28 protein-coding genes are annotated in these 25,235 nt (G+C 74.0%); 16 read left to right on the plus strand and 12 right to left on the minus strand.

Going from position 1 to position 25,235, the window contains the following annotated elements:
* Positions 1-92 precede the first annotated feature (92 nt).
* The 5 genes from LQ327_RS12515 to LQ327_RS12535 all read left to right on the plus strand — a co-directional run bounded on the left by LQ327_RS12515 (position 93) and on the right by LQ327_RS12535 (position 4,251).
* Positions 93-1,319 carry a CaiB/BaiF CoA transferase family protein gene (locus tag LQ327_RS12515; protein WP_230733953.1) on the plus strand — a complete coding sequence of 409 codons (1,227 nt, stop codon included), beginning with the start codon at positions 93-95 and terminating at the stop codon, positions 1,317-1,319.
* Positions 1,319-2,293 carry a P1 family peptidase gene (locus LQ327_RS12520; protein WP_230733960.1) on the plus strand — a complete coding sequence of 325 codons (975 nt, stop codon included), beginning with the start codon at positions 1,319-1,321 and terminating at the stop codon, positions 2,291-2,293. Before LQ327_RS12515 ends, LQ327_RS12520 begins: the two co-directional genes overlap by 1 nt.
* Positions 2,290-3,132 carry an endonuclease/exonuclease/phosphatase family protein gene (locus LQ327_RS12525; protein ID WP_230733962.1) on the plus strand — a complete coding sequence of 281 codons (843 nt, stop codon included), beginning with the start codon at positions 2,290-2,292 and terminating at the stop codon, positions 3,130-3,132. Before LQ327_RS12520 ends, LQ327_RS12525 begins: the two co-directional genes overlap by 4 nt.
* Positions 3,125-3,757 carry an AraC family transcriptional regulator gene (locus tag LQ327_RS12530; RefSeq protein ID WP_230733965.1) on the plus strand — a complete coding sequence of 211 codons (633 nt, stop codon included), beginning with the start codon at positions 3,125-3,127 and terminating at the stop codon, positions 3,755-3,757. The genes LQ327_RS12525 and LQ327_RS12530 overlap by 8 nt, the downstream gene beginning before the upstream one ends.
* 143 nt (positions 3,758-3,900) lie before the next feature.
* Positions 3,901-4,251: a hypothetical protein gene (locus LQ327_RS12535; protein WP_230733967.1), complete on the plus strand. Its 351-nt coding sequence runs from the start codon at positions 3,901-3,903 to the stop codon at positions 4,249-4,251.
* Between the two features lies 1 nt (position 4,252).
* On the opposite strand, the gene LQ327_RS12540 is transcribed toward LQ327_RS12535, so the two are convergent.
* Positions 4,253-4,654, minus strand: a complete 402-nt coding sequence (locus tag LQ327_RS12540) for a VOC family protein (RefSeq protein ID WP_230733969.1) — start codon at positions 4,652-4,654, stop codon at positions 4,253-4,255.
* Between the two features lie 19 nt (positions 4,655-4,673).
* On the opposite strand from LQ327_RS12540, the gene LQ327_RS12545 reads away from it, so the two are divergent.
* The gene (locus tag LQ327_RS12545; protein ID WP_230733971.1) at positions 4,674-5,585 is read left to right on the plus strand and encodes a DNA-3-methyladenine glycosylase family protein; all 912 of its coding nucleotides are present in this window, start codon (positions 4,674-4,676) and stop codon (positions 5,583-5,585) included.
* A gap of 53 nt (positions 5,586-5,638) precedes the next feature.
* On the opposite strand, the gene LQ327_RS12550 is transcribed toward LQ327_RS12545, so the two are convergent.
* From LQ327_RS12550 to moaA, 3 genes are read right to left on the minus strand one after another with little or no spacing between them, the layout of a single operon-like run.
* A complete protein-coding gene (locus LQ327_RS12550) occupies positions 5,639-6,115 on the minus strand; it encodes a methylated-DNA--[protein]-cysteine S-methyltransferase (RefSeq protein ID WP_230733973.1) in 477 nt (158 codons plus the stop codon).
* Positions 6,116-6,153: 38 nt separating this feature from the next.
* A complete protein-coding gene (locus LQ327_RS12555) occupies positions 6,154-6,474 on the minus strand; it encodes a MoaD/ThiS family protein (protein WP_269069874.1) in 321 nt (106 codons plus the stop codon).
* Between the two features lie 5 nt (positions 6,475-6,479).
* Positions 6,480-7,568 carry a GTP 3',8-cyclase MoaA gene (gene moaA, locus LQ327_RS12560; protein ID WP_230733975.1) on the minus strand — a complete coding sequence of 363 codons (1,089 nt, stop codon included), beginning with the start codon at positions 7,566-7,568 and terminating at the stop codon, positions 6,480-6,482.
* A gap of 249 nt (positions 7,569-7,817) precedes the next feature.
* Here moaA and LQ327_RS12565 point away from each other — a divergent pair, with 249 nt between their 5' ends.
* Positions 7,818-8,879 (plus strand): efflux RND transporter periplasmic adaptor subunit, encoded by a 1,062-nt coding sequence (locus tag LQ327_RS12565; protein WP_230733977.1) that lies wholly within the window; start codon positions 7,818-7,820, stop codon positions 8,877-8,879.
* Here the strand turns inward: LQ327_RS12565 and LQ327_RS12570 are convergent.
* Entirely contained in the window at positions 8,810-10,582 is a 1,773-nt protein-coding gene (locus tag LQ327_RS12570) for a heparin lyase I family protein (RefSeq protein WP_230733979.1), read from the minus strand. The two genes, LQ327_RS12565 and LQ327_RS12570, sit on opposite strands and share 70 nt — an antisense overlap.
* Positions 10,566-11,801 (minus strand): DUF8814 domain-containing protein, encoded by a 1,236-nt coding sequence (locus tag LQ327_RS12575; protein ID WP_230733981.1) that lies wholly within the window; start codon positions 11,799-11,801, stop codon positions 10,566-10,568. Before LQ327_RS12575 ends, LQ327_RS12570 begins: the two co-directional genes overlap by 17 nt.
* 230 nt (positions 11,802-12,031) lie before the next feature.
* Between LQ327_RS12575 and LQ327_RS12580 the strand changes: the two genes are divergently transcribed.
* Entirely contained in the window at positions 12,032-12,691 is a 660-nt protein-coding gene (locus LQ327_RS12580; RefSeq protein ID WP_230733983.1) for a helix-turn-helix transcriptional regulator, read from the plus strand.
* Here LQ327_RS12580 and LQ327_RS12585 read toward each other — a convergent pair.
* Positions 12,688-13,893: an acyl-CoA dehydrogenase family protein gene (locus tag LQ327_RS12585; protein ID WP_230733985.1), complete on the minus strand. Its 1,206-nt coding sequence runs from the start codon at positions 13,891-13,893 to the stop codon at positions 12,688-12,690. The two genes, LQ327_RS12580 and LQ327_RS12585, sit on opposite strands and share 4 nt — an antisense overlap.
* Positions 13,894-14,031: 138 nt before the next feature.
* On the opposite strand from LQ327_RS12585, the gene LQ327_RS12590 reads away from it, so the two are divergent.
* The 6 genes from LQ327_RS12590 (at position 14,032) to LQ327_RS12615 (ending at position 18,484) form a co-directional block, all read left to right on the plus strand.
* Positions 14,032-14,436, plus strand: coding sequence for a TOBE domain-containing protein (locus LQ327_RS12590; RefSeq protein WP_230733987.1), 405 nt, complete (start codon positions 14,032-14,034; stop codon positions 14,434-14,436).
* Positions 14,437-14,438: 2 nt separating this feature from the next.
* Positions 14,439-15,254: a molybdate ABC transporter substrate-binding protein gene (gene modA / locus LQ327_RS12595; protein WP_372460675.1), complete on the plus strand. Its 816-nt coding sequence runs from the start codon at positions 14,439-14,441 to the stop codon at positions 15,252-15,254.
* Between the two features lie 31 nt (positions 15,255-15,285).
* On the plus strand, positions 15,286-16,059 hold the full coding sequence (locus LQ327_RS12600) for an ABC transporter permease (RefSeq protein WP_230733991.1): 774 nt from the start codon (positions 15,286-15,288) through the stop codon (positions 16,057-16,059).
* Positions 16,056-17,144, plus strand: a complete 1,089-nt coding sequence (locus LQ327_RS12605) for a sulfate/molybdate ABC transporter ATP-binding protein (protein WP_230734001.1) — start codon at positions 16,056-16,058, stop codon at positions 17,142-17,144. Before LQ327_RS12600 ends, LQ327_RS12605 begins: the two co-directional genes overlap by 4 nt.
* A 144-nt stretch (positions 17,145-17,288) precedes the next feature.
* Positions 17,289-17,900 (plus strand): ClpP family protease, encoded by a 612-nt coding sequence (locus tag LQ327_RS12610; RefSeq protein WP_230734003.1) that lies wholly within the window; start codon positions 17,289-17,291, stop codon positions 17,898-17,900.
* Positions 17,897-18,484: a ClpP family protease gene (locus LQ327_RS12615; RefSeq protein WP_230734005.1), complete on the plus strand. Its 588-nt coding sequence runs from the start codon at positions 17,897-17,899 to the stop codon at positions 18,482-18,484. Before LQ327_RS12610 ends, LQ327_RS12615 begins: the two co-directional genes overlap by 4 nt.
* A 70-nt stretch (positions 18,485-18,554) precedes the next feature.
* Here the strand turns inward: LQ327_RS12615 and LQ327_RS12620 are convergent, their stop codons facing one another.
* The 3 genes from LQ327_RS12620 to LQ327_RS34735 all read right to left on the minus strand — a co-directional run bounded on the left by LQ327_RS12620 (position 18,555) and on the right by LQ327_RS34735 (position 20,830).
* Positions 18,555-18,914, minus strand: coding sequence for a helix-turn-helix domain-containing protein (locus LQ327_RS12620; protein ID WP_308286298.1), 360 nt, complete (start codon positions 18,912-18,914; stop codon positions 18,555-18,557).
* 107 nt (positions 18,915-19,021) lie between these two features.
* Positions 19,022-19,483 (minus strand): hypothetical protein, encoded by a 462-nt coding sequence (locus LQ327_RS12625; RefSeq protein ID WP_230734007.1) that lies wholly within the window; start codon positions 19,481-19,483, stop codon positions 19,022-19,024.
* A 117-nt stretch (positions 19,484-19,600) separates the two neighbouring features.
* The gene (locus tag LQ327_RS34735) at positions 19,601-20,830 is read right to left on the minus strand and encodes an AMP nucleosidase (RefSeq protein ID WP_230734014.1); all 1,230 of its coding nucleotides are present in this window, start codon (positions 20,828-20,830) and stop codon (positions 19,601-19,603) included.
* Between the two features lie 110 nt (positions 20,831-20,940).
* Between LQ327_RS34735 and LQ327_RS12635 the strand changes: the two genes are divergently transcribed.
* Positions 20,941-22,593 carry an AMP-binding protein gene (locus tag LQ327_RS12635; RefSeq protein ID WP_230734016.1) on the plus strand — a complete coding sequence of 551 codons (1,653 nt, stop codon included), beginning with the start codon at positions 20,941-20,943 and terminating at the stop codon, positions 22,591-22,593.
* Positions 22,594-22,700: 107 nt separating this feature from the next.
* A complete protein-coding gene (locus LQ327_RS12640; protein ID WP_230735045.1) occupies positions 22,701-23,087 on the plus strand; it encodes a cold-shock protein in 387 nt (128 codons plus the stop codon).
* Positions 23,088-23,097: 10 nt separating this feature from the next.
* Here LQ327_RS12640 and LQ327_RS12645 read toward each other — a convergent pair whose 3' ends face one another.
* Entirely contained in the window at positions 23,098-23,646 is a 549-nt protein-coding gene (locus LQ327_RS12645; protein ID WP_230735047.1) for a DUF2771 family protein, read from the minus strand.
* 2 nt (positions 23,647-23,648) lie between these two features.
* Positions 23,649-25,181, minus strand: coding sequence for an MFS transporter (locus LQ327_RS12650; protein WP_230734018.1), 1,533 nt, complete (start codon positions 25,179-25,181; stop codon positions 23,649-23,651).
* Positions 25,182-25,235 lie beyond the last annotated feature (54 nt).

Genomic DNA, 25,235 nt, shown 5'->3' on the forward strand with positions numbered 1-25,235 from the left:
GTGGGCGCCCTTCGTCGGACAGATCGAGCGAAGGTGCCCGTCGGTCGATACGGACCGGGCCGGACCGCCGCGACCGGGCCAGAATGTCGACCATGACGACGACGCCTGCCGACGCGGATTCCTCCGTCGCCGGCCCCCTCGCGGGCCTGCGGGTGCTGGAGATGGGCACGATCATCGCGGGCCCGTTCGCGGCCCGGATCCTGGGCGACTACGGGGCCGACGTCGTCAAGATCGAGCCGCCCGGCCGTCCCGACCCGGTCCGCGAGTGGGGCCAGGGCGAGTACCACGGCCACCGCTTCATGTGGACCGTGATCGGGCGGAACAAGCGCTGCATCACCCTCGACCTGCGCAGCGAGCGTGGGCAGGAGGTGCTGATGCGCCTGATCGAGCAGACCGACATCGTCGTCGAGAACTTCCGGCCCGGAACGCTCGAGCGCTGGAACCTCTCCTACGAGCGGCTGGCCGAGGTCAACCCCGGCCTGATCCTCGGCCGCGTCTCCGGGTACGGGCAGACCGGGCCGTACGCGTCGCTGCCCGGGTACGCCTCGGTCGCCGAGGCGATGAGCGGCCTGCGCGGGATCAACGGCTACCCCGACCAGCCGCCGCCGCGGACCGCGGTCTCGCTCGGCGACTCGCTCGCCGGGATGGTCGCGGTCCAGGGCGTGCTCGCCGCGCTGTACCGGCGCTCGGTGACCGGGAAGGGCCAGGTCGTCGACATCGCGATCACCGAGGCGTGCCTGTCGGTGCTCGAGTCGTGCATCCCGGAGTACGACAAGCTCGGCCGCGTCCGCCGCCCGTCCGGGACCCGGCTCGACGGGATCGCCCCCTCGAACATCTACCAGGCCTCCGACGGCCTCTGGATGGTCGTCGCGGCGAACCAGGACACCGTCTTCCGGCGGCTGTGCTCGGTCATGGAGCGCCCGGAGCTGGCCGAGGACCCGAAGTTCGTGGACCACGCGGCGCGCGGCGAGAACCAGGACGAGATCGACGGGATCGTCGCCGCCTGGGTCGCGGCCCGCCCGGCCGCCGAGGTGCGCCGGCTGCTCGACGAGGCCGGGGTGATCGTCGGGCCGATCAACACGATCGCCGAGGTCGTCGACGACGAGCAGTTCCGCGCCCGCGACATGCTCGTCCCGCACCACGACGAGCGGTTCGACGAGGACGTGCTCGGCCCCGGCGTCGTCCCCACCTTCGACGCGACCCCGGGCAGCGTCCGCCGCGCGGGGGCTGCCCCCGGCGCGGACAACCGGGAGGTCTACGGCGAACTCGGCCTCGGCGCCGACGAGGTCGACGGGCTCGCCGCGGACGGGGTGATCTGATGCGCGTCGGCCACGCCCAGCGGATCGGGGACGGCGCCCTGACCGGGACCACCGTCGTCGTGCCGGGTCCCGACGGTGCCGTGGCCGGCGTCGACGTGCGCGGCGGCGGTCCCGGGACCCGGGAGACCGACGCGCTCGACCCGCGCACGCTCGTCGACCGGGTGCACGCGGTGGTCCTCTCCGGCGGCTCCGCGTACGGGCTCGCCGCGGCGACCGGGGTGATGGACACCCTGGGCGAGGCCGGGACGGGGTTCCCGGTGAGCCCGCGCGCCGGCGAGGTGGTGCCGATCGTGCCTGCGGCTGTCGTGTTCGACCTGGGCCGCGGCGGCGACTTCCGTGCTCGTCCGGATGCGGCGCTCGGGGTTGACGCGCTCCGGGCTGCCGTCGACGGGCCCTCGGCGCAGGGCGTGGTCGGCGCCGGCACCGGGACGCTCGTCGGTGGGCTCAAGGGCGGGGTGGGGACGGCGTCGGTGGGTCTTGACGGCGGCGACACGGTCACCGCGTTGTGCGTGGTCAACGCCGCGGGCTCGGCCGTCGACCCGCGCACCGGCGAGCTCTGGGCCGCGCGCCATCTGACCGGCGAGGACGCCGTCCCGCCCGTGTTGCCCGCCGACCGCGGCCCGCTGCTCGAGCGCCTCGCCGCCGCGGCCGCCCCGCCGACGCTGAACACGACGATCGGGGTCGTCTGGACCGACGCCACGCTGACCGTCGCCCAGTGCTCGAAGCTCGCCGCGGTGGCCCACGACGGGCTGGCCCGCGCGATCCGCCCGGTGCACGGCATGACCGACGGCGACACCTTCTTCGGCCTGTCCACCACCGAGCGCCCCGCCCCCGACCTCGCCGGGCTGCAGGGGCTCCTCACCGGCGCGGCCGACGCCGTCACCCGCGCCGTCGGGAACGCGGTCCTGGCGGCGGAGACGGTGTCGGTGGCCGGTGGTACGTATCGCTCGTACCGGGACGTGGTGACGGGGTGAGCGGTGTGGGGTGCACGCAGCTGCGCGTGGCCACGTGGAACCTGTGGTGGCGCCACGGCGACCCCGAGAAGCGGACGCCGGCGATCCTCGACACCCTGCGCGAGCTCGACGCCGACGTCCTCGCGCTGCAGGAGGTGTGGTGGCACGCCGACGGGTCGTTCGCCGACGAGCTGGCGGCCGAGCTCGGGATGCACGTCGCGCTGCGGCCCTCGCGCGACCCGTCGTCGTGGACCTCGAAGCTCCCCGACTCGGAGAACTACGGCATCGGGAACGCGGTGCTCGCCCGCGACCCGCTCGGCGAGCCGACCGTCGCGACGCTGCCGGCGCCGCCACGGGAGGGGGCGGGCCGACTGTTCCTCGACGTCGTCGTGACGACCCCGGCCGGGACGTGCCGCGTGGTGGCCGTCCACCTGACGTCGACCCCGTCGTCGGCCCTGCGCTGCGAGCAGGTCCGGGCGGTCGCGGCGCACCTGGCCGCGGCGCCGCCGACCGATCTGCCCCCGATCGTGCTCGGCGACTTCAACGCCGAGGCCGACTCCGACGAGATGCGGATGCTCGAGGGGCTGCTCACCACGCCCGCCGAACGCGGGCTGCTGCTGATCAACACCCGCCGTTGGGCCGCCGCCCCGGACGCACCGACGTGGACCCCGGTGAACCCCCACGTTGCAGCCACCGGGTCGCCGCCGGTGCGCATCGACCACGTGCTGATCGGGGTCGGTCGGGGCACGGTGCCGGTGAGGGTGGCGGATTCGGCCGTGTTCGGGGACCGTCCGGTCGACGGCGTGTGGCCCTCGGACCACGCGGGCGTGGTGGTGGACCTGGAGGTGGGCGATGGGTGAGGCCGGCCTGCACCCGTGGGCCCGCGATGCCTCCGGCCCGTCGCTGATCCTCCCGGACGGGTGCTTGGACGTGATCGTGCGTCCGGACGGGGTGGCGGTCGTCGCGGGTCCGGACGTGACGGCCCGCGAGTACGACGACGAGGGCCGCCACGTCGGGGTGCGCTTCTCCCACGGCCTCGGCCCGCTGGTGCTCCGGGTCCCGGCCGACGAGCTCACCGGCCGGGTGGTTCCGCTGGCCGACGTGGTGGGCCGGGCCGCCGCGGCCGGGCTCGAGCCCGGTGACGACGTCGCGCTGCGGCGGTGGGTGGCGCGCCGGCTCACGACGGTGCGCGACGACGACCCGTGGGCGCCGGCGGCGTTCACCGCGGCCGCCGTCGGGACGCCGGTGGCGACGATCGCCGCGCGGGCCGGGCTGTCCGCCCGCACCCTGCAGCGGCGCTGCAACGTCCGGTTCGGCTACGGCCCGCAGCACCTCGCACGGGTGCTGCGGCTGCAGCGGGCGCTGGCGCTGCGTCGTCGGGGAGAACCGTGGGCGTCGGTCGCCGCGGACGCGGGTTACGTCGATCAGCCGCACCTGGCGCGGGAGTGCCGGGCACTGACGGGACGGGCGCCGACCCTGCTGTGAATCGCGTGCCTCGGTGGCCGACGCGGGCGATGACCGATGGGCGACCGCGGTCGACGTGCCGGGCCCTGGCGGTGCGGCTGTGAGTCCGGTGGCGATGTCCGGTTCGGGTCACGCTGTCGGGGGGTCGCGCTACTCTCTCGAACATGCATTCGAACGAGGTGGTGGGGGACGCGGTCAGCGCCGAGCTGACCGCGCTGCTCGCGCGCCTCGGGGAACTCGCCTGTGCTGAGGACGCGGCGGTTTCGGACGCGGCGCGGGTCGATCGGATCGCTCTGTTCGAGCAGATCCGGCACCGGGACCACATCCGGCCCCGCCGCGCCGGCGGCCCCACCAGCCTCGCGAACGGGCGCGGGGTGTGTGCCCGCGGGAACTACGTCAAGGAAATGCCCGGCTGGCACACCGAGACCGTCCACGACGGCCTCGGCGACCAGCCGCACACCGTGCGGACCACCACCCCGACCGGCCACACCTACACCAGCCGCGCCGGACCCTGAGCTACTGCGGAAGCCAGCCGAACAGGTCGACCCCGACGCCGTCGGGGTCGAGGACCGTGGCGTAGCGCTGACCCCAGAACGCGTCGAACGGGGCGCGCTCGCCGTGGTACCCGGCGCCGGTGAGGTCCGCGAACGTCGCGTCGACGCCGGCCGGCGTGCCGCAGTCGAACGCGATCGCGACCCGGCCGGCCTCCTTCGGCGGCGTGAAGTGCGGGTCGAACGAGCGGATCGTGTCCTCGGTGTCGAGGGCTAGGACCAGCGGGCCGAACGGGATGTTGACGTGCGGCTCGGTCTCGGCGCCCTCGGGGACGTCGAGCCCGATCGCGTGGTAGAAGGCGACGGACGCGGCCATGTCGGCGACGACGATCCCGACGAACGCGGGCTGCGGAGTGGGGCTGCTCATGCCGTGCGACGCTAGGCCGGTGGGGGCGGCCGGGTCGTGGATCCATCGGACACGCGAGCTCGGGTTCACCCCGCCGCTGAACCCCGAGAACCTCTACGGGCACCTCGTCGCCACCGCCGTGCCGGGGATCGAGGAGTGGCACGACGGGGCCTACCGGCGCACCCTCGCGCTGGCCGGCGGCCCGGGCGTCGTCGCGCTGCCGCCGCCGTCGGGAGACACCGTGACGGCGAGCTTCCTGCTGGCTGACGCCAGCGACGAGGACGAGGCCGTCCGGCATGCCCGCGGCATCCTCGACCTGGACGCCGACCCGGCCGCGTTCGACGACGTCCTGCGCGCCGACGACGTCCTGGCCCCCCTCGTGGACGCCGCACCCGGGCGCCGCATCCCCGGTAGCCCCGACCCCGACGAGTTCGCGGTGCGCGCCGTGCTCGGCCAGCAGGTCTCGACAGCGGCCGCCCGGACCCACGCCGCACGGCTGGTCCGAGCGCACGGGACGCCCCTCCCGGCGCCTACCGCGGAGGGGTCGACGCTGACGTATCTGTTCCCGTCGGCCCACCAGCTCACCGCGCTCACCGACGAGGAGCTCGGGATGCCGGCGAGCCGCAAGCGCACCCTGCACGGGCTGGTCGCGGCGCTCGCCGACGGCACCGTCGACCTGCACGCCGACCTCGCCACGGCCCGCCGCGACCTCGGAGCGCTGCGCGGGATCGGGCCGTGGACGGTCGACTCGGTCGCGATGCGGGCACTCGGCGATCCCGACGCCTTCCTGCCCGCCGACCTCGGGATCCGCGTGGCCGCCCGCACGCTCGGCCTGCCCGAACGCGACCGCGACCTGGTCACCCGCGCCGAGGCCTGGCGGCCGTACCGGGCCTACGCGACGCAGTACCTGTGGTCGGCGCTCGACCACGCGGTCAACACGATGCCCGGCTGACCTCGGCCCGCGGAGCGCGTGCGCGGTGTGCCCTCGCCGGAAACCGATCGGCCCTAGAACAGCATCCGGTCCGCGGCCTCGAGATCGAGCAGGGTGCGCTTGCGCTCCAGCCCGCCGGCGTAGCCGGTGAGCGACCCGTCCGACCCGACCACGCGGTGGCACGGCACGACGATCGCCACCGGGTTGCGGGCCATCGCTCCGCCCACGCGGCGGGACTCGGACACCGGCAGCCCCACCGACGTCGCGAGATCGCCGTAGGTGATCGTCTGGCCCCAGCCGACCGGCGCGAGGCCGTCGAGCACCCGGCGGTGCGCCGCGCTGAGGCCGGACAGGTCGACGGGCACGGTGAACTCCCGGAGCGTGCCGTCGAGGTAGGCGTCGAGCTCCGCGCACGCCTGCGCGACGATCCGGTCACCGGCCTCGCTGGGGGTGGCGGGTTCCTCGGGCGGGGAGAAGCCGAGCAGGGTGAGCCCGACGTCGGACGCCTCCAGATACAGCGTCCCGATCCGGGTCTCGTGCGTGACGGTCATGTCCGGGAGAACACCACCGGCGCCGGGACCGTTGCGGCTCAGCCGCCCGCGAAGGGCGGGAGCACGTCGACCGTGGCCCCGTCGGGCAGCGGCTCGTCCCGGTCGTGGACCGCGCGGCCGTCGAGCAACAGGCTGCACGCCCCCAGGACGCGGGCGAGCGCCTCGCCGTGGTCGGCGGCCACCGCGGCGACCACGTCCGCGACGGTGGTGCCCCCGGGCAGCGTCATCGTCTCGGTGGCCGTGCCCGCGGCGGCCTTCGCGGCGGCGAAGTACCGCACGGTGGCGGTGATGTCGGTGCGGATCCCGCCGGCGCCCCGGAACGGGGCCTCGAGGGAACGGGTCACGGTGGTGGCTCCCATCCGGTTCATCCGCCGATCGCGCTCATCGGCCGGTCGGGCTGCAGGAAGCCCGGGTCGTCGATCCCGTGGCCGGGCTTCTTGCCCCACATCGCGACCCGCCAGGCGTCGGCCAGCTCGTCGTCGGTGCCGCCGCCGCGGAGCAGGCCCCGCAGGTCGTTCTCGGTGCGGGCGAACAGGCAGGTCCGGACCTGGCCGTCCGCGGTGAGCCTGGTCCGGTCGCAGTTCCCGCAGAACGGCCGGGTCACCGACGCGATGATGCCGACCCGGGCCGGGCCGCCGTCGGGGCGACCGTACCCGTCGACGAGGAACCGCTCGGCCGGAGCGCCCCCGCGCTCGGCCGGGTCCGGCGTGAGGGTGAAGTGCTCGCGCAGCGAGCCGAGGACCTGGTCGGCGGTGACCATCCGGTCGCGCTGCCAGGAGTGGCCGGCGTCCAGCGGCATCTGCTCGATGATCCGCAGCTCGAAGCCCTCGGCGAGCGCCCACGCCAGCAGGTCCGGGGCCTCGTCGTCGTTCAGGCCGGGCATCAGCACGGTGTTGATCTTCACCGGGGTCAGCCCGGCGTCGCGGGCGGCGGCCAGCCCGTCGAGGACGTCGCCGAGGCGGTCGCGGCGGGTGATCTCGGCGAACCGCTCCGGGCGCAGGGTGTCCAGCGAGACGTTCACGCGGTCCAGGCCGGCCGCGGCGAGCCCCCGGGCGCGCCGGGCGAGGCCGAGCGCGTTGGTGGTCACCGAGGTCTCGGGCCGCTGCGGCAACGCCGCGGTCGCCGCGACGATGTCCTCGAGGCCGCGCCGCAGCAGCGGCTCGCCGCCGGTGAAGCGGATCTCGCGGACCCCGAGGTGCCCGACGGCGACCCGGACGAGCCGGACCACCTCGTCGTCGGTGAGGGCCTCCTCGGTCGGCATCCACTCCAGGCCCTCGGCGGGCATGCAGTAGGTGCAGCGCAGGTTGCAGCGGTCGGTCAGCGAGATCCGCAGATCGGTCGCGACGCGCCCGAAACGGTCGACCAGGCGGTTCTCGCCGGGCCGATCCGAGGTGTCGACTCGGTCCGCGCCCGGGGCGGGCACGGACGGGACGCCGAGGTCGAGGATCGTCATCGACACCACGATAACCATGTGGCGAACGGCGGCGTGAGCCGTATCTCCGCAGGTCGCAGCGGTGATCCGCAGATGCGGGATGCCGTGCCCGGCACGGACGCACGTGCGGGGAGGTGCTGCGCAGGACCGTGCGAACGGGCAGGTCGGGCCGTCCTGGCGAGGCCTGGCGGCGTCGTCGCTCGTCCGGGTGACACGCCGACGGGTTCCCGCCTCCGGGGCGACGGACACCGTGGTCATTACCGTTCGGTCGTGCCCTCCGCCGGGATCTCCACGGTCGTCAGCCCGGCGGTCCGGCCTCCGCGACGGCCCCGCCGACGTCGTCGCCCGATCGTGGCCGTGGTCCTCCTCGTCGTGCTCGCGGCCGCCGTCGGACTGGCCCTGCTGGGCGGCGACTCGCCCTTCGCCCCGCAGACCGCCGTGCCGGTGGTGCGCGGCACGGTCACCTCGGAGGTCAGCGCGCCAGGCTCCGTCGTCAGCGCCACGTCCTCGGCCCCGGGCTTCGCGGCCGACGGCACGGTCGCCGCCGTCGATGCGACCGTCGGGATGCCGGTGCGCACCGGGGACGTCCTCGCCACCCTCGACGACGGGACCGCCCGGGCCCGTGCGGGTGCGGCGGCTGCGACGCTCGCGGCGGACCAGCGGGCGCGGGACGCGGCGGCCGCGGTGCCGGTCCCGGACCCCGTCGCGCTCGCCCGGCTCGACGCCGCGATCGCGACGGACCGGGTGGGCGTGACCGAGAGCGGCCGGGCGCTCGACGCGACGGTGCTGCGCGCGCCCCAGGACGGCACCGTCACCGAGGTCGGGGCCCACCCCGGCGACCGGATCACCGCTGCCTCCCCACCGGCGGTGCACATCGCCGACCTCACGACCCTCGTCGTCCGGATCGGGGTCGGCCCGCGGGACGTGGCCGCCATGGCGGCCGGCGAGACCGCGACGGTCTCCGTGGACGGCGGACCGCCCGCGAACGGCCAGGTCGCCGACGTCGCTCCGGCCCCCGGCCCGGACGGGCGCTACACCGTCGCCGTCGACGCCATGCTCCCGCCGACGGCGCGGATCGGGCAGCCCGCCGCGGCGACCGTGATCCTCGACCAGCGCCCCGACGTCCTCGTCGTGCCCGCCGCGGCCGTGCAGCCCGGAGGCACCGTGCTCGTCAGCGAGCCCGACGGGATACGGCCGCACGCGGTGACGGTCGGGCTGGTGGGCCGGGAGGGCGTCGAGATCCTCGACGGGCTGGCCGCGGGTCAGTTCGTCGTCGTGTCCGATCCGGCGGAGGCGACGGAGACGTCCGTCCCGGGACGCACCGCGTCGTAGCTCTCCCCGAGGGCGGCGCCGGTGAGGTCGGCCGTCGCGGTGCCGGTGTTCGCGGTGTCGCGGTAGAGCCCGACCTTCCAGTAGCTCGACAGCCCCGGGTACAGCGTGCCGCCGGGCGGCCGGTAGCCGGTGACCTTCTGCTGCCCGTCGAGCCACACGTCCACCCGGCCCTTGCCCGGGTCGGACGAGAACGTGATCCCGACGACGATGTCCACGGGCCGTCCGGTGATCACCGGCGCGATGTCGGTGGAGAACAGCCGCGACCCGCCGGGACGGCCGTAGCCCCCGCCGAGCACGAAGTGGCCCTTCTCGACGCGCAGCTCCAGCGGCGGCGATCCGTCACCGTCGTTCTTCCACTGGCTGGCGAGCTGGAAGCCCTGCGGGTCGGTCGGGAACGACGACGGCAGGACGTAGGTCAGCCGGAAGTAGCGGGTCTGGCCCTCGGAGAACTCGCCGACGTCGGGTTCGATCTCGGCGCGCTGCGACCCGGCCGGGACGGTGAAGCGGATCGCCTTCGGGGGCCCGTCGACGACGGTGACGCTCGAGCTCCCGGTGATGTTGTACGGGGTGTCCTTGAACGCCTTCAGGCCGCTGGTGGCGATCGAGGCATCCCACAAGGGCTTGGCCGCGGACCCGACGGTGCCGCCGGGTGCGGGACTCGTGGTGGTGGCCGGTGTGGTGGGGCGGGTCGGGGCTGTCGTACCGGTCGGCGGCGTCGTCGGGGTCGTCGGTGACGTGCTGGCCGGCGCGGCGGTCGTCGTCGTGGGCTTCGCGGTCGCCGCCGCGGGCACGATCTGCGGGACCGCGACCGGCGGGACCGCGACGGGCGGGATCGTGATCGGCGGGATCCCGACGACGGGCGGCGCCGTCGTCGTGGTCGTCGTCGTGGTGGTCGTCGTGGTGGTCGTCGTGGTGGTCGGCGGCGTGGTGGTGGTCGGCGGACCCGGAGGCTTCGGCGGACCCGGCGGCGTGGGCCGGGTGGGCGGCCCCGGCTTCGTCGTGGTCGTCGGAGCGGTGGTCGTCGTCGTGGGCCGGGTCGTCGTGGTCGTCGGGCTCGTCGTCGTCGGCTTGGTGGTGGTGGTGGTGGTCGTCGTCGACGGCGGGGGCTTCGTCGTCGTGGTGGCAGGCGTCGTGGTGGCAAGCGGTGCCACCCCCAGCGCCGAGAGCCAGACCTCCCGCACGACCGGGGTCGCCCCGTTCGCCGCCCCGTGCAGGAGGAGTCGCACCTGGACGTCCACCGTCGGCGCCGCGAACCGGGCGGGCGAGCCACCGCGGATCGGGAGCCAGTCACCCCAGACGCCGCGGCGGTCGAGCCCCCGGGCCTGGACGTCGACGGCGGTCCCGGCCGGGAGGTCCGCCGTCAGGACCCCCGCCAGTCCGGACGCGGGCGAGGCGAGGCGGCGCGGCGCCAGCGTCAGCACGCCGTCGGCCGGGCGACCCGGCGTCGTGACCGGGGTCAGGCGGACGCCGCCGTCGCCGAGGATCACCCCGGAGTCGTCACCGCCGTCGAGCGCGAGCTCGGCGGCCCAGGACTCGCCGAGGGCGGCGGTACTGGTGGCGGGGACGGGGGTCGGGGTGACGACGGCGACCGCGGTCCCGACGCCACTCATCAGCAGGCCCACCGTCAGCGCGGCGGCCAGCCCGCCGCGGCGCAGCGTGCATCGCGGGCATGCCGACTGGGCGCGCTCAGCACGCGGGGACATCGCTGACCTCCAGGGCGTCGGCGGGGACGTAGCGTTCGGGTCCAATGCGCAGCCAGCCGCCCGGGTTCGTGGCGGCGCGGCCGGCCACCGCCTGCACGGATGTCAGGCACTGCACCGGGACCCGGGCGTGCGGCGAGATCACACCGACGTCGCGGCCGTCGGCGGCGGCGGAGGCCCGGACCGTCACCGGGGCGTCGCCGCTCGCGGTCCCGGAGCGGCCGGTGCCGGTCCAGAGGTAGGTGGCCTGGACCCAGGAGTTGTCGCGCAGCCCGAGGTCGGCGCTGAAGGTGCCGTCGGCCAGGTCGATGCCCGCCGGGTTGGTGACCTTGCGCCCGGAACCGTCGTGCCCGCCCGCGTAGCCGTCGGTGGCCGCGGCCTGCGCCTCGGGGACGCCGCGCGGCAGGTCGCCGAAGGACTCGCGGGTGCCGGGCGTGGACCAGTAGTCGTCCCGGGTGTTCCACGGCCCGAGGTCCCACACCGGCGCCCAGGCGCAGCGCCCGGCGTCGGTGCAGACCTGCACGGTGTAGTCGCCGGCGCCGTCCGGGGCGAGGCCCCGGCGCGAGGGCAGCGCGACGAAGCGGTCGTTCGAGACCACGCGGTGCCCGTTGGCCGTGCGGTTGCCGACCAGGCCGACGCGGGTGGCGAACACCCGCGCGGTGAGGGCGTCCGTCGTCGCGGGCGGTGTGCTCGAGGCGGGCGCGCGGTCGGCGGTGAGCCAGAGCCGGCTCAGCGAGGGAGACGCCCCGCCGGCCCCGGCGACGAGCGTGACCCGCACCTGCACCTCGAGCGTCGCCTCGGGCAGGAGCGCGGGCGCCGTGGCCGTCGCGGTCGTCCACTGGCTCCACGACCCGTCGCTGCGCAGCCCGCGGACCGCGACGACGACGTCCGAGCCCGCGGGTCGGGCGGTGGTCGCGTCGGCCGCCACCCGGTCGGTCACGGCCGCGACCCGGCGCGGCGGCAGGAGGAGCTCGCCCTCGGCGGCCGCCGGGCCGGTCGACGTCGTGCGCGGGGTGGTGCTCGCCAACCGGATCGCCCCGTCGCGCGCGACGACGTTCGCGTCGTCACCGCCGCCGACCGAGAGCTCCGCGGCCCACGACTCGCTGCCCGCGATGGCCCACGCCGCGCCACCGGGCAGCGTCACGGCGCCGAGGGTCAGGACGACGACCGCCGCCGCTCGTGCCCAGCGGACCCGCCGCCGTGGGCCGTTCCGACTCGCCATCACCGCTCCCGGTCCGAGCCCGCCCTGGTGTGGGCCGTCCGGAGAGCACTGAACGATCATCGCTCGCTGTGGTCAATCGAAACGTCCGTGACGCGTGTGAGTGAGAACCAGGCGGGTGAATTACACCGATGTCGTGAGCTTCGGCGCGGTCAGGGCCTCCGGCCGTGCACTCGGACGAGTGACGCGGTAGGTGTTCCAGTCGAGGCTGGGGCGGCCGAGGGGGCACATCGATGGGCAGGACATGCGTGGTGCACGACGCGCGGGAGCAGGCGCGGCATCGGCTGGAGCTGTTGCTGCGGGCTCATGCGGACGTCGACGAGATCATCGCGACGGCCGACGACGACGATCTGCTCGCCCGGGCGGGCGAGGGGCCGACGGAGCTCGTCGTCCTGGGGATCTCACGGACCGGCGACCCTGCGGGGATGGTCCGACGCATCCGGGAGGTGTCCCCGACGACGGCGGTGCTGCTCGCCGGGGCCGCCGAGGACGCCGGGTCGGTCGCCGCGGCCCTGGCCGCCGGTGCGGTCGGGTTCCTGCGCTGGGAGGCGCCGCGCGCACTGGTGCGGACCCTGGTCCAGGTGGCGGGCGAGTCGTCGGCCGGGGAGGACCTGCTCCCGTTGACCGCCGCCGGGCCGGGGGAGGACGCGCGGTCCGGCGAGGTGCGGGTCGACCTCGGTGTTCAGCGGTCCCTCGGGCTGTCGGTGCGCGAGGTCCAGGTGCTGATCGGCGTCGGGCGCGGGCTGACCAACGCCGACATCGGACGCCGGCTCTACCTGTCGGGGCAGACGGTGAAGACCCACGCGACCCGCCTCTTCCGCAAGCTCGGCGCGACCGACCGCGCGGAGGCGGTCGGCCGGGCCTGGGCTCTCGGGCTGTTCATCCGCATCTAGGAGCGGGACTTGACCTCCTGGCGGGCGACCGAGCGCAGGTGCACCTCGTCGGGCCCGTCGGCCAGGCGCAGCGCGCGGGCCCAGGCGTAGGCGTAGGCGAGCGGGAAGTCGTCGGACACCCCGCCGCCGCCGTGCACCTGGATGGCGCGGTCGATCACCCCGCAGGCCATCCGCGGGCAGATCACCTTGATCGCCGCGATCTCGCTCGCCGCGCCGCGGGCGCCCACCTCGTCGATGAGGTAGGCGGTCTTGAGCACCAGCAGGCGGGCCTGCTCGATCTCGATGCGGCTCTCGGCGATCTGCTCCTGCACCACGCCCTGCGCGGCCAACGGCTTGCCGAACGCGACCCGATCGTTGGCCCGGCGCACCATCGCGTCCAGGGCGCGCTCGGCCATCCCGATCAGCCGCATGCAGTGGTGGATGCGCCCGGGGCCGAGGCGGGCCTGGGCGATCGCGAAGCCGCCGCCCTCCTCGCCGAGCAGGTTGGAGGCCGGCACCCGCACGTCGTCGAGCTCGATCTCGCAGTGCCCGTGCTGGTCCTGGTAGCCGAAGACGGGCAGCGGCCGGGTGATCGTCAGGCCGGGGGTGTCGCGCGGGACCAGGATCATCGACTGCTGGCGGTGCGCCGAGGCCTCCGGGTCGGTCTTGCCCATGACGATGAAGATCTGGCAGCGCGGGTCGGACGCGCCCGAGATCCACCACTTCGTCCCGTTGATGACGTAGTCGTCGCCGTCGCGGCGGATCGAGGTGGTGATGTTGGTGGCGTCCGACGACGCGACCGCGGGCTCGGTCATCGCGAACGCGGAGCGGATCTCGCCCGCGAGCAGCGGGGTGAGCCAGTCCTGCTTCTGCTCAGCGGTGCCGAACAGGTGCAGCGTCTCCATGTTCCCGGTGTCGGGCGCCTGGCAGTTGATCACCTCGGGGGCGATCACCGGCGACCACCCGGTGACCTCGGCGACCGGGGCGTACTCGAGGTTCGACAGCCCGGACTCGGCGGGCAGGAAGAGGTTCCACAGCCCGCGCTCGCGCGCCTCGGCCTTCAGCGTCTCGACGACCGGCGGCAGGTCGTGCTCGGCCGGCGTCCCGCGGCGTTCCTCGCGCCAGGCGTCGTACTCCGCCTCGGCGGGGAGGATCGACTCGTCGAGGAAGGCGCGCATGCGCTTCGTGTAGTCATCGGCCACGGCGCTGGGTGCGAAGTCCACGCCCGGACTCTCCCACCGGGCGCACCCGATCGCGAGAGCGCTCGTGATCACGTGACACGGTTTTCGTTGCCCTCCGACACGAAATTCCCGAGTGAAGGCCGCAGCGCAACCGCTTGTGCGGTTCTACACTCCGTCGCCGTGACGCAGTTCCGGATCGCCGAGGCAGCCCGTCTGCTGGGCGTCAGCGACGACACCGTACGTCGCTGGACCGACGGCGGAGCGCTGCCGGTCGAGGCCGACACCAGTGGCCGCAAGGTCATCGCCGGTGCCGACCTGGCGTCGTTCGCCCGCGCCCAGGCCCACGCCACCCCGGATCCGTCCGGGGTCGGACGATCCGCTCGCAACCGGTTCGTCGGCCTGGTCACGGACATCCAGAGCGACAAGGTGATGTCCCAGGTGGAGGTCCAGTGCGGCCCCCACCGGGTCGTCTCGCTCATGAGCACCGAGGCCGTCAACGAGCTCGCCCTCGAGGTGGGCTCGCTCGCGGTGGCCGTCGTCAAGGCCACGCACATCATCGTCGAGACTCCTGGAGGTACCGCGTGAGCATCCAGCGTTCTCCCCGGACGGCCCGCCGCAGCGCCGTCCTGTTCGCGGCCCTCGCGGCCCTCCTGGGACTGGCGCTCGCCGCCTGCGGTGGATCGGGCTCCGGTTCGGCCCCGTCCACCTCGGCCCAGGCCGCGCCCAAGACGCTCACCGTCTCCGCGGCGGCCTCGCTCACGAACGTGTACCAGAGCCTCGGCCAGCAGTTCCAGGCGGCGAACCCCGGCGTCACCGTCAAGTTCAACTTCGGCGGCTCCGACCAGCTCGCCCAGCAGGTCGTGCAGGGCGCACCCGTCGACGTCCTCGCCACCGCGAGCTCGAAGACGATGCAGACCGCCGTCGCGGCCGGGAAGATCCAGGGCGAGCCGATCGTCTACGCGACGAACCAGCCGCAGATCGCGGTCGCGCCGAACAACCCGAAGCAGATCGCCCAGTTCGCCGACCTGAACAAGCCCGGCGTCAGCACCGTCGTCTGCGCGCCGGCCGTCCCGTGCGGCGCCGCCGCCACCGCCGCCGAGCAGGCCACGCAGGTGACCCTGCACCCGGTCAGCGAGGAGCAGGACGTCCGCAGCGTGCTCACCAAGGTCGAGACCGGCAACGCCGACGCGGGCGTCGTCTACGTCACCGACGTCAAGAGCGCGAACGGCAAGGTCGCCGGCGTCAGCTTCCCGCAGGCCACCGCCCAGGGCGTCATCCAGTCGTACCCGATCGGCGTGGTCAACGGCAGCCAGAACGCCCAGCTCGCGCAGTCCTGGGTGAGCCTGGTGACCGGCCCGCAGGGCAAGGCGGCGCTCCAGCAGGCGGGCTTCACCACGAAGTGACGGTGAGCTCGGACCAGGTGGCGGGGGGCGCGTGAGCCGCGTCCCCCGTTTCCTGTGGCTGCCCGCGGCGCTGGCGTGGCTCCTGGTGGCGGTCCCGATCGTGGGGCTCGTCGTCCGGGTCGACCTGTCGAACTTCTTCAGCCTGGTCACCTCGGAGGCGGCGCTCTCGGCGCTGTGGCTCTCGCTGAAGACCGGGCTCGCGACGATGGTCCTGTGCCTGCTCTTCGGCGGGCCGCTGGCCGTCGTCCTCGCCCGGTCGCAGCTGCCCGGCCTGCCGTTCATCCGGTCGGTGGTGCTGCTGCCGCTGGTGCTGCCCCCGGTGGTCGGCGGCCTGACCCTGCTGTTCCTCCTCGGCCGCACTGGACCGATCGGCGGGCCCCTCTACGACAACTTCGGCATCACCATCCCGTTCTCGACGACGGCGGTCGTGCTCGCCCAGACGTTCGTCGCGATGCCGTTCCTCGTCGTCTCGCTCGAGGGGTCGCTGCGTACGGCGGGCGAGCGCTACGAGGCGGTCGCGGCCACGCTCGGCGCGTCGCCGCTGACGACGCTGCGGCGGGTGACGATCCCCGTCGTCCTGCCCGGGCTGGTCTCCGGCAGCGTGCTCGCCTTCGCCCGGGCACTCGGTGAGTTCGGTGCCACGATCACCTTCGCCGGCTCCCTGCAGGGCACGACGCGGACGCTCCCGTTGCTGATCTACCTGCAGTCCCAGGACGACATCGACGGTGCGGTGGCGATGTCGTTGGTCCTCGTCGTCATCGCCATCGTCGTCATCCTCGTGACGCGCACCCGGGACGTGCGATGAGCCGGCTGTCGGCGGACGTCGCCGTCGTCCGCGGCTCGTTCGAGCTCGACGTGTCGCTCGCGGTGTCCACCGGCGAGGTGGTCGGCGTGCTCGGCTCGAACGGGGCGGGCAAGTCGACCCTGCTCGGCGTCCTCGCTGGGCTGCACCTGCCCAGCCGCGGCGAGATCGTGCTGGGTGAGCGCACGCTCTCCTCCCCGGACGGGTCGGTCCCGGCGTACCGCCGCCGGGTCGGCCTGCTCAGCCAGCAGGCGCTGCTCTTCCCGCACCTGTCCGCGATCGACAACGTCGCGTTCGGGCCCCGCTCGACGGGGGCCGGCCGACGGGCGGCGCGGGAGACCGCGGAGCGCTGGCTCGCCGAGGTCGACGCGTCCACGCTCGCCGACCGCAAGCCCGCGCAGCTCTCCGGCGGCCAGGCGCAGCGCGTCGCGATCGCCCGGGCCCTGGCCTGCGACCCCGAACTGCTCCTGCTCGACGAGCCCTTCGCCGCGCTCGACGTCGACGCCACCCCGGCGATCCGCTCGCTGCTGCGCCGGGTCGTGCGCGCGACCGGCGTGACGACGCTGATGGTCACCCACGACGTCCTCGACGCGGTCGTCCTCGCGGACCGCATCGTCGTGCTCGACGCGGGCCGGGTCGTCGAGTCCGGGACCACCACCGAGGTCCTCGCCCGGCCGCGATCGGCGTTCGCGGCGCGGATCGCGGGGCTCGACCTCGTCCCCGGCCAGTCGTGCGCCGACGGCCTCAAAACCGACGAGGGCACGCTCGTCGCCGGCACCCACCCGGATCCCGTCGACGACGGCGAGCGTGCGGTCGCGCTGTTCGCCCCGGCCTCGGTGGCGGTGTTCCGGGACGAGCCGGGCGGCTCCCCGCGCACCGCGCTGCCGGTCCGGCTCGCCGCGATGGAACCGCACGGCGAGCTCATCCGGCTGCGGGCGGCACCCCGGCCCGGCGGCCCGGACTGGCTGGAGGGCCTCGCCGCCGACGTCACCCCGGCCGCCGTCGCCGAGCTCGGGGTGGAGCCCGGCGAGGAGGTCTGGTTCGCGGTCAAGGCGGCCGAGGTGACGGTGCACCCGGCGGGTCGCTGAGTTCGGCTCCGCCATGTGCGTGCGTTTCCGTGTCCCAGCACGGAAACGCACGCACATGGCGAAGCCGAACTGCTCAGAGCGGATCCGCGCTGCCAGCAGCGGATCTCGTGGCGGGTGGGGTCTCCCGGGCACGACGGTGGGCTCATGACCGACTCGACCTCCGGCACGTTCTCGCCGGAACTCCGCGCCCACCTGCTGCGCCACCGGGTGCTCGTGCTCGACGGCGCCCTCGACGACGACAACGGCACGGCCCTCACCGGGCACCTGCTCACGCTCGCCGCCGAGAACGACTCCGCCGACGTCGCGCTCTGGATCCACTCGCCCGGCGGGTCGGTGCCGGCGATGCTGGCGATCCGGGACGTGATGCGTCTCGTGCCCTGCGACGTGTCGACGCTCGCGCTGGGCCTGGCGTGCAGCGCCGGTCAGTTCCTGCTCTCGGCCGGCACGCCGGGGAAGCGATACGCGCTCCCGCACGCCAAGATCCTGATGCACCAGGGGTCGTCCGGCATCGGGGGATCGGCGGTGGAGGTCGAGGTCCAGGCCAACGACCTCCGCCACACCCGCGACACCGTGCTCGGCCTCATCGCCTCCGACACCGGCCAGCCGCCCGAGCGGGTCTTCGAGGACTCGCTGCACGACCGGTGGTTCACCGCCGAGCAGGCCCGCGACTACGGATTCGTCGACCACATCGTCTCGAGCTTCGACCAGGTCATGCCGGTGCGCCGGCTGCGCGTGGGGATGGGGGTGGCGGCATGAGCAGCTACACGATCCCGAACGTCGTCACCCGGGACGCGCGCGGCGAGCGCATCGTCGACGTCTACTCCCACCTGCTCTCCGAGCGGATCGTCTACCTCGGCACCGCCATCGACGCCGGCGTCGCGAACGCGCTCATCGCCCAACTGCTCCACCTCGAGGCGGACGCCCCGGAGCAGGAGATCTCGATGTACGTCAACTGCGAGGGCGGCGACATCGCGGCGATGCTCGCGGTCTACGACACCATGCAGTACGTCCGCGCCCCGGTCGCGACGACGTGCGTGGGCCAGGCCGTGGCCGCGGGTGCGGTGCTGCTCGCGGCGGGCGCGGCCGGCCGGCGCTCGGCGCTGCCCCACACCCGCGTGGTGCTCCACCAGCCGGCGGCCCAGGGCCGGGGCGCCATCCCCGATCTCATCCTCGCCGCCGACGAGGTGGTGCGCGTGCGGTCCGAGATGGAGACGATCCTCGCCGCGCACACGGGCCGCGACACCGACACGTTGCGCCACGACACCGACCGCGACCTCGTCCTCACCGCCCCGGCGGCCCGGGACTACGGGATCGTCGACCAGGTGATCGCGGCCCGGTAGGTGCGCTCTGCGCCCGTGAGCAGTAATTGAGGCTCTGGCGTCAATTACTGCTCACGGGCGCGGAGCGCACCTACGCGGCGAGCATCACCGGACCGCTCGGGGAGCCGGCGCGGAGCGCGAGGTCGGCGTGGGCCCGCCGGACCACCTCGCGCACCGGTACGCCGAGCGCCCCGGCGACGGCCGCCAACATCTCGCTCGACGGATCCTTGCGGCCGCGCTCGAGTTCGGAGAGGTACTGCGGCGACATCCCGGCCCGCGCGGCGGTGTCGGCGAGGCGGTCGCCCCGGGCGCGTCGGAGGTCGCGCAGCCCGCGCCCGACGGCCTCCCGCCACAACGGTTCGGTGTCCGGCTCCGGCGCGCGGCGCAGGGGCGTCGGCGCCGGGGGAACGCTCCTCCGGCGGCGGCTCTCGAGAGGGATGACCTCGCCCATGACCGGGACGTTAGGGCTTCCCGACGGTGCCGTCGCCGGTTTCCGCCGCAGGCGAACGGCCGGGTCAGGCGATCATGGCCGGCTCCGCGGGCACGGAGATCCGCGGATCAGAGCTGCCGGCTCCACAGCCACACGAACAGCACGGCCGCCACGAGCAGCACCGTCGCCACCACGACCGCCCAGGCCGTCCGCCGCTCACCCCGGACGTGCGCGGTGACCCGGTCGGCCAGCACGACGACCGCCCACCACATCAGAAGCGCCGCCACGGCCACTCCGACCCACACCGCGGCGTGCACGGCCCACGCGCCGGCCAACGACGGCCCACCCCAGGCGTCGTCGTACGGACCCGGAACCACGAACCCGTAGAGCGGTCCCCGCAGGAACCCGACGACCACCAGGTACGCCACGAACCAGGCCCAGACGCCGAGCCCCACGCCGAAGATCCCGGCGACGAGGTCCCGCGGACGCCTCCGACCGACGGCCAGAACCGCCATGACCACCGACCGCGGGAGCAGGACGAGCGCCCGGAGCCCCGGATACGAGGAGCGTCGGCGGCCGATCCCGGTCACGAGGGCCTCCGAGTTCAGGCCGGACGGATCTCCACGATACGGACGACCCGCCCGATGTCAGGAAGGGTTCATCCTGACGTCAGGTGTCAGCGGTGGTTCATCGCTGACACCGGGTCCCTACGTATCCGACGGCCCCCCGAACAGCGGCTCGTCGACCGACCGGATCTCCTGGCTCGGCAGGCCCTCCGGGTGCTCCTGGCGCACCCGGTCCACCGCCGACAGGGCGATCCCGAGGTGCTGGCGCTTGGACGTCTCGTAGAACTGCTGCGCGCCCGCAGAAAGCTTCGGCGACCCGTGCAGCGGCTTGTCCGAGACGCACAGCAGCGTCGCGTTCGGGACCCGGTAGCGGAAGCCGTTCGCGGCGATCGTCGCCGACTCCATGTCGACCGCGACCGAGCGCGAGGCCTGCATCGCGGCCAACGTCGTCCGCTGGTTGAGCTCCCAGTTGCGGTTGTCCGTGGTGTGCACGGTGCCGATCCGGTACTCCGCGCCCGTGCCCTGCAGCGCCTCCAGGAGGAACGTGTTGAGCCGGTGGTTGGGGATCACCGGGACGTTGAGCGGCAGCACCTCGTCGAGCACGTGGTCGAAGCGCTGGTAGCCCGTGGCCAGGACGAAGTCGCCCTTCTGCTGGTGGTTCCGCAGGCCCCCGCAGTGGCCGATCATGATCATGGTGTCGGGCCGCAGGACGGCGACGTGGTCGGTCGCCGTCTTCGCGTTCGCCGGACCGACGCCGATGTTGACCAGCGAGACGCCGTCGCCGTCGTCGGTGACGTGGTGGTACGCGGGCATCTGGACGTCGTGGTCCGGCCGCACCGCCCCGGGGTAGCGCTCGAGGAACGCCTCCATGTGCATCGCGTAGTTGGTGAAGAGCACGTGACGCTGGAAGGCCTCGGCGGGCGTGCCGGTGTAGTGGCCGAGCCGGTCGACCGAGAGTCCCATCCGCTCCGGGCCGAACAGGAAGAGCTTCTTCGAGCGGGCGTCGACGCGGTCCTCGTCGAGGGAGGCGAAGAACGACGGGTCGTCGAACCCGAGCGCGGGACGGGCGGGGCGGGCCGTCACCCGCGCGCCCGCCCGCAGCAGCGCCTCGAGCTCCCGGTGCAGGTAGCGCCGGATCGCGTGGGTCCGGGAGAACTCGCCGGTCAGTCGCGGGTTCACGGACGACCAGGGCCGGACGACCTCGATCGTCGAGTACCAGCCGTCGTCGTCGATCGCCGCCAGGGTGTCGACGAGGCGGTCGGCGGCCGCGATCACGTCGGCGGCCGCGAGCGCGGCGCCGTCGACGCTCGCGCTGGTGGCGGCCCCCGACGCGCCGGAGGAGGTCGTGGCCGAGGAGTCGGTGGCCGTCACGGGAGACGATCGTGCCAGTCCGGCCCCGGACTCCGGAGAGGGATGCGCGATCGCCGCGCGCGAAGGCATAGTGAGCGGGACCACGATCCTGCCGTCAGGAGGCCGTACCGGTGAGCGCCCCCGCCGTCCCGTCCCTGCCCTCGTACGCCTCGGGGATCTCCGACGAGCCCCTGCTCGGGGACACCATCGGCGACAACCTCGACCGCACCGCCGCCCGCGTCCCCGACGGCGAGGCGCTCGTCGACCGCGCGCAGGGCCTGCGCTACACGTGGGCCGAGTTCGTCACCGAGGTCGACGCGCTGGCGGTCGGGCTGCTGGACCTGGGCATCGCCAAGGGCGAGCGCGTCGGGATCTGGGCGCCGAACTGCGCGCAGTGGACCCTGCTGCAGTACGCGACCGCCAAGGTCGGCGCGATCCTGGTCAACATCAACCCGGCGTACCGGACCCACGAGCTGGAGTTCGTGCTCAACCAGGCCGGGATCCGGATGCTGGTCGCGGCGCGCAGCTTCAAGACCTCGATGTACGCCGAGATGATCGAGAGCGTGCGGCCGAACTGTCCGGCGCTCGAGCGGATCGTCATCACCGACACCGAACAGTGGGCGCAGTTGTTCGTCCACGACGGCGACGTCGGCCGCGTCCGGGAGCGCCAGGGCGAGCTCTCCGCCGACGACGCGATCAACATCCAGTACACGAGCGGGACCACCGGCTTCCCGAAGGGCGCCACGCTCTCGCACCACAACATCCTGAACAACGGGTACTTCGTGGGTCGGCTCTGCGGCTACACCGAGGTCGACCGGGTGTGCATCCCGGTGCCCTTCTACCACTGCTTCGGCATGGTCATGGGCAACCTCGCGTGCTCCAGCTCCGGCGCGACGATGGTCATCCCGGCGCCGGGGTTCGACCCGAAGCTCACCCTCGAGGCCTGCGCCGAGGAGCGCTGCACCAGCCTCTACGGCGTCCCGACGATGTTCATCGCCGAGCTGTCGCTGCCCGACGCCGACTCCTACGACCTCGCCCCGCTGCGCACCGGGATCATGGCCGGCTCGCCGTGCCCGATCGAGGTCATGAAGCAGGTCGTGGAGCGCTTCGGGATGAGCGAGGTGTCGATCTGCTACGGCATGACCGAGACCTCGCCGGTCTCCACCCAGACCCGCGCCGACGACTCGCTGGACCGCCGGGTCTCGACCGTCGGCCGGACGATGCCGCACCTCGAGTCGAAGATCGTCGACCCGGAGACCGGGCTGACGGTCCCGCGCGGGACCCCGGGCGAGCTCTGCACCCGCGGCTACTCGGTGATGCTGGGCTACTGGGAGCAGCCGGAGAAGACCGCCGAGGTGATCGACCGGGCCCGCTGGATGCACACCGGCGACCTCGGGGTGATGGACGACGAGGGCTACGTCAACATCACCGGCCGCATCAAGGACATGGTCATCCGCGGCGGGGAGAACGTGTACCCGCGGGAGATCGAGGAGTTCCTCTACACGCATCCGGACATCCTCGACGCGCAGGTCATCGGGGTCCCGGACGAGCGCTACGGCGAGGAGCTGATGGCCTGGGTGCGGCTGCGCGACGGCGTCGCCGACCTCACCGCCGAGGCGGTGCGGGAGTTCGCGAACGGCAGGCTCGCGCACTACAAGATCCCGCGCTACGTGCGCGTGGTCGACGAGTTCCCGATGACCGTGACCGGCAAGGTCCGCAAGGTCGAGATGCGGGCCGAGTCGGTCGAGCTCCTCGGTCTCGGGAACGTCAGTCCGACCGCCTGAGCGGTGATCACCCGGGGCTCCGACGGCCCCGGCGGGGATACGATGGAGCGACGCGCTCCGGCAGTCGCCGGGGCGCGTTCTCGTCGATGAGAGAACAGGTGAGCACGGTGCCGACCGGCAAGGTCAAGTGGTACGACGCCGAGAAGGGCTTCGGCTTCCTCTCCCAGGAGGAGGGCGCCGACGTGTACGTGCCGAAGGGCTCGCTCCCGCGTGAGGTCGAGGCGCTGAAGTCCGGTCAGCGGGTCGAGTTCGGGATCGCCGAGGGCCGCCGCGGCCCGCAGGCCCTGCAGGTCCGGCTGGTCGACCCGCTGCCCTCGGTCGCCGAGGCCAAGCGCCGCTCGCCCGACGAGCTCCACGGCCTCATCGACGACATGATCAAGCTGCTCGAGGCGAAGGTGCAGCCCGAGCTGCGCCGCGGCCGCTACCCCGACCGTCGCAACACCAAGCGGCTCGCCGAGGTCGTCCGGGCCGTCGCCCGCGAGCTGGAGGGCTGAGGCGGCAGGCTCAGCCGTTCACCAGGACCCAGGTGGAGCGCGTCGAGAACAGGCTCCCCTGGGCCGTCCGGGTCTCGCTCGCCCCGAACTGCTGGACCTCGATGCGCTGCAGCCGCCAGCGCGGGTCCGGCAGCGTGAGGTGGAACTGGCCGCGGGCGTTCGGCGCGAACACCTGGCTGCGTCCGCCCTGCTGGGCGCCGGTCTCGTCGACGTAGGTGAAGGCCACCTGCCACGGCGTCGCGAGGACGGTGTCCGGGACGGTGAGATCCAGGGCGGCGCCCGGCGGTAGCGGGAGCGTCGCGACGGCCGTCGGCTCGTTCTCGCAGTCGGTGACCTTTACGTCGCAGTAGGACGTCGGCTGCGCGGTCACCGACTGCCCGTTCGCGGTGAACGTGACGTCGCCGGGGGAGTCCGGCCCGGAGGTCAGGACGAGTGCCGTGACGGTCGCGGCGACCACGACGACGACCGCCACGACGGCGATCCACACCCACCGCGGCACGCCGCGCAGCCGGGCCGCGAGGCCGCCTGAGGGGGCCGGCCGGGACTCCTGGTCGGACATCGTCACGTCGTCCCCCGACGGCGGGGGAGCAGCGAATGGCCGCGGGTGGTGAGCACGGTCTGCACCGTACCGACCGCCAGCACGGCGCTGATCACGGTGAACCCGATCCACCACTCCGGGGGCAGCAGCACCCCGAGCGCCCCGCCGAACACCCAGGACAGCTGCAGGATCGTCTCGGAGCGCCCGAACGCCGAGGCGCGCGCCGCCTCCGGCATGTCGCGCTGCATGACGGCGTCGAGACACACCTTGAGCAGCGCGGACGCCGTCGCGCCGACCAGGCCGACCACGGCCGCCGTCGTCAGCCCGACGAGGATCGCAGCCACCACGGTCGCCGCGAGGGTCGCGCCCAGACCGGCGACGACGACGGTGTCGGGCCGGTCGAAGCGTCGTCGGGCGCCGAGCGCGTTGCCCAGGAACCCGCCGGCACCCGCGGCCGCCCCGACGATCCCGAGCAGGACCAGCTGGCGGCCCGGCGTGCCCTCGGTCTGGTGCTTGACCACGAACGCCGAGAAGAGCGTCAGGAAGCCGGTGAGGGCGCGGATCGAGCCGTTGGCCCACAGCGCGGTGACGACGTGGCTGCTCATCGGCACCCGCCGCGCCTTCGTGCCCGGTCGGGGGATGAGGACCGTCTCCTCCTCGCCCTCGGTGACCTCGACCCACGACGGGATCCGCAGGCACAGCCACACCCCGACCCCGCAGATCACGGCGGTCGCCCAGGCCGCGCCGGGCGAGCCGAAGAGGAAGGCGATCCCGGCGCCGATCCCGCCGAACACCCCCGAGGCGATCATGCCGAAGACCGTGAGGCGCGAGTTCGTCGTCACCAGCGTGATGCCCGGCGGCAGCACCCGGGGCGTGACCGCCGCCTTGAGGACGCCGAACGACTTCGACAGCACCATGATCCCGAGCGCCGCCGGGTAGAGCGCCCAGGTGTCCATGAACAGGGCGAGCACGACGGCGAGCACGCCCTGGCCCGCCGTCGAGAGCGCCAGGGCGAGCCGGCGGCCGCGCTGGATGCGGTCGAGCAGCGGGCCGATCACCGGCGCGATGACCGCGAACGGCGCGACGGTGATGAGCAGGTAGAGCGCGACCTTGTCCTTGGACTCGGCGCTCGCGGCCGAGAAGAACAGGGTGTTGGCGAGGGCGACGGCGAGGGTCGCGTCGGAGGCGTAGTTCGCCATCCACGCGTAGGTCAGCGCGGTCAGCCCGGAGCGGTCGGCGCCGTCGGCCGAGGCCGCGCGGTGGAAGGCGCGCACGCCCGCCCGGGTGAGGTTCCGCGTCCGCGAGGCCGCGACGCGGGTGACGGTGATCTTCTTCGGGCCGGCGTCGTCGGCGTCCTGGCCGGTGAGACGGCGGGTCGGTGGGGGCTCGCGCCGGGTGTCGGCCTCGTCGTCAGCGATGGTCCGTTGCTGACGTCTGGTGTCAGCAACGGACCTTCGCTGACGCTCGGGGGTGGGCTCCGCTGCGCTGCGCCGTCGCGGCCGCCCCGCCGACCACCCCGGTCGCCCGGGGTCGGAGGAATGGTCGCTGCGCGTCACCGCTCCATGGTCGCCTACGTCCGCGCCGGGGAAGGGCCGAGGCTGTCGGGGCGT

The sequence above is a fragment of the Actinomycetospora endophytica genome (assembly GCF_021026375.1).
In the GTDB taxonomy this organism is placed as follows: domain Bacteria; phylum Actinomycetota; class Actinomycetes; order Mycobacteriales; family Pseudonocardiaceae; genus Actinomycetospora; species Actinomycetospora endophytica.

Bases quoted from the DNA above. Each gene is read 5' to 3' on its own strand.
- LQ327_RS12515 (WP_230733953.1), top strand. From the start codon at position 93: ATGACGACGACGCCTGCCGACGCGGATTCCTCCGTCGCCGGCCCCCTC.
- moaA (WP_230733975.1), bottom strand. From the start codon at position 7,568: ATGACGATCCTCGACCTCGGCGTCCCGTCCGTGCCCGCCCCGGGCGCG.
- LQ327_RS12605 (WP_230734001.1), top strand. From the start codon at position 16,056: ATGAGCCGGCTGTCGGCGGACGTCGCCGTCGTCCGCGGCTCGTTCGAG.
- LQ327_RS12620 (WP_308286298.1), bottom strand. From the start codon at position 18,914: ATGGGCGAGGTCATCCCTCTCGAGAGCCGCCGCCGGAGGAGCGTTCCC.
- LQ327_RS12610 (WP_230734003.1), top strand. From the start codon at position 17,289: ATGACCGACTCGACCTCCGGCACGTTCTCGCCGGAACTCCGCGCCCAC.
- LQ327_RS12540 (WP_230733969.1), bottom strand. From the start codon at position 4,654: ATGAGCAGCCCCACTCCGCAGCCCGCGTTCGTCGGGATCGTCGTCGCC.
- LQ327_RS12580 (WP_230733983.1), top strand. From the start codon at position 12,032: ATGGGCAGGACATGCGTGGTGCACGACGCGCGGGAGCAGGCGCGGCAT.
- LQ327_RS12570 (WP_230733979.1), bottom strand. From the start codon at position 10,582: ATGTCCCCGCGTGCTGAGCGCGCCCAGTCGGCATGCCCGCGATGCACG.
- LQ327_RS12550 (WP_230733973.1), bottom strand. From the start codon at position 6,115: ATGACCGTCACGCACGAGACCCGGATCGGGACGCTGTATCTGGAGGCG.
- LQ327_RS12645 (WP_230735047.1), bottom strand. From the start codon at position 23,646: ATGTCCGACCAGGAGTCCCGGCCGGCCCCCTCAGGCGGCCTCGCGGCC.
- LQ327_RS12530 (WP_230733965.1), top strand. From the start codon at position 3,125: ATGGGTGAGGCCGGCCTGCACCCGTGGGCCCGCGATGCCTCCGGCCCG.
- LQ327_RS12520 (WP_230733960.1), top strand. From the start codon at position 1,319: ATGCGCGTCGGCCACGCCCAGCGGATCGGGGACGGCGCCCTGACCGGG.
- LQ327_RS12615 (WP_230734005.1), top strand. From the start codon at position 17,897: ATGAGCAGCTACACGATCCCGAACGTCGTCACCCGGGACGCGCGCGGC.
- LQ327_RS12535 (WP_230733967.1), top strand. From the start codon at position 3,901: ATGCATTCGAACGAGGTGGTGGGGGACGCGGTCAGCGCCGAGCTGACC.
- LQ327_RS12575 (WP_230733981.1), bottom strand. From the start codon at position 11,801: ATGGCGAGTCGGAACGGCCCACGGCGGCGGGTCCGCTGGGCACGAGCG.
- LQ327_RS12555 (WP_269069874.1), bottom strand. From the start codon at position 6,474: ATGGGAGCCACCACCGTGACCCGTTCCCTCGAGGCCCCGTTCCGGGGC.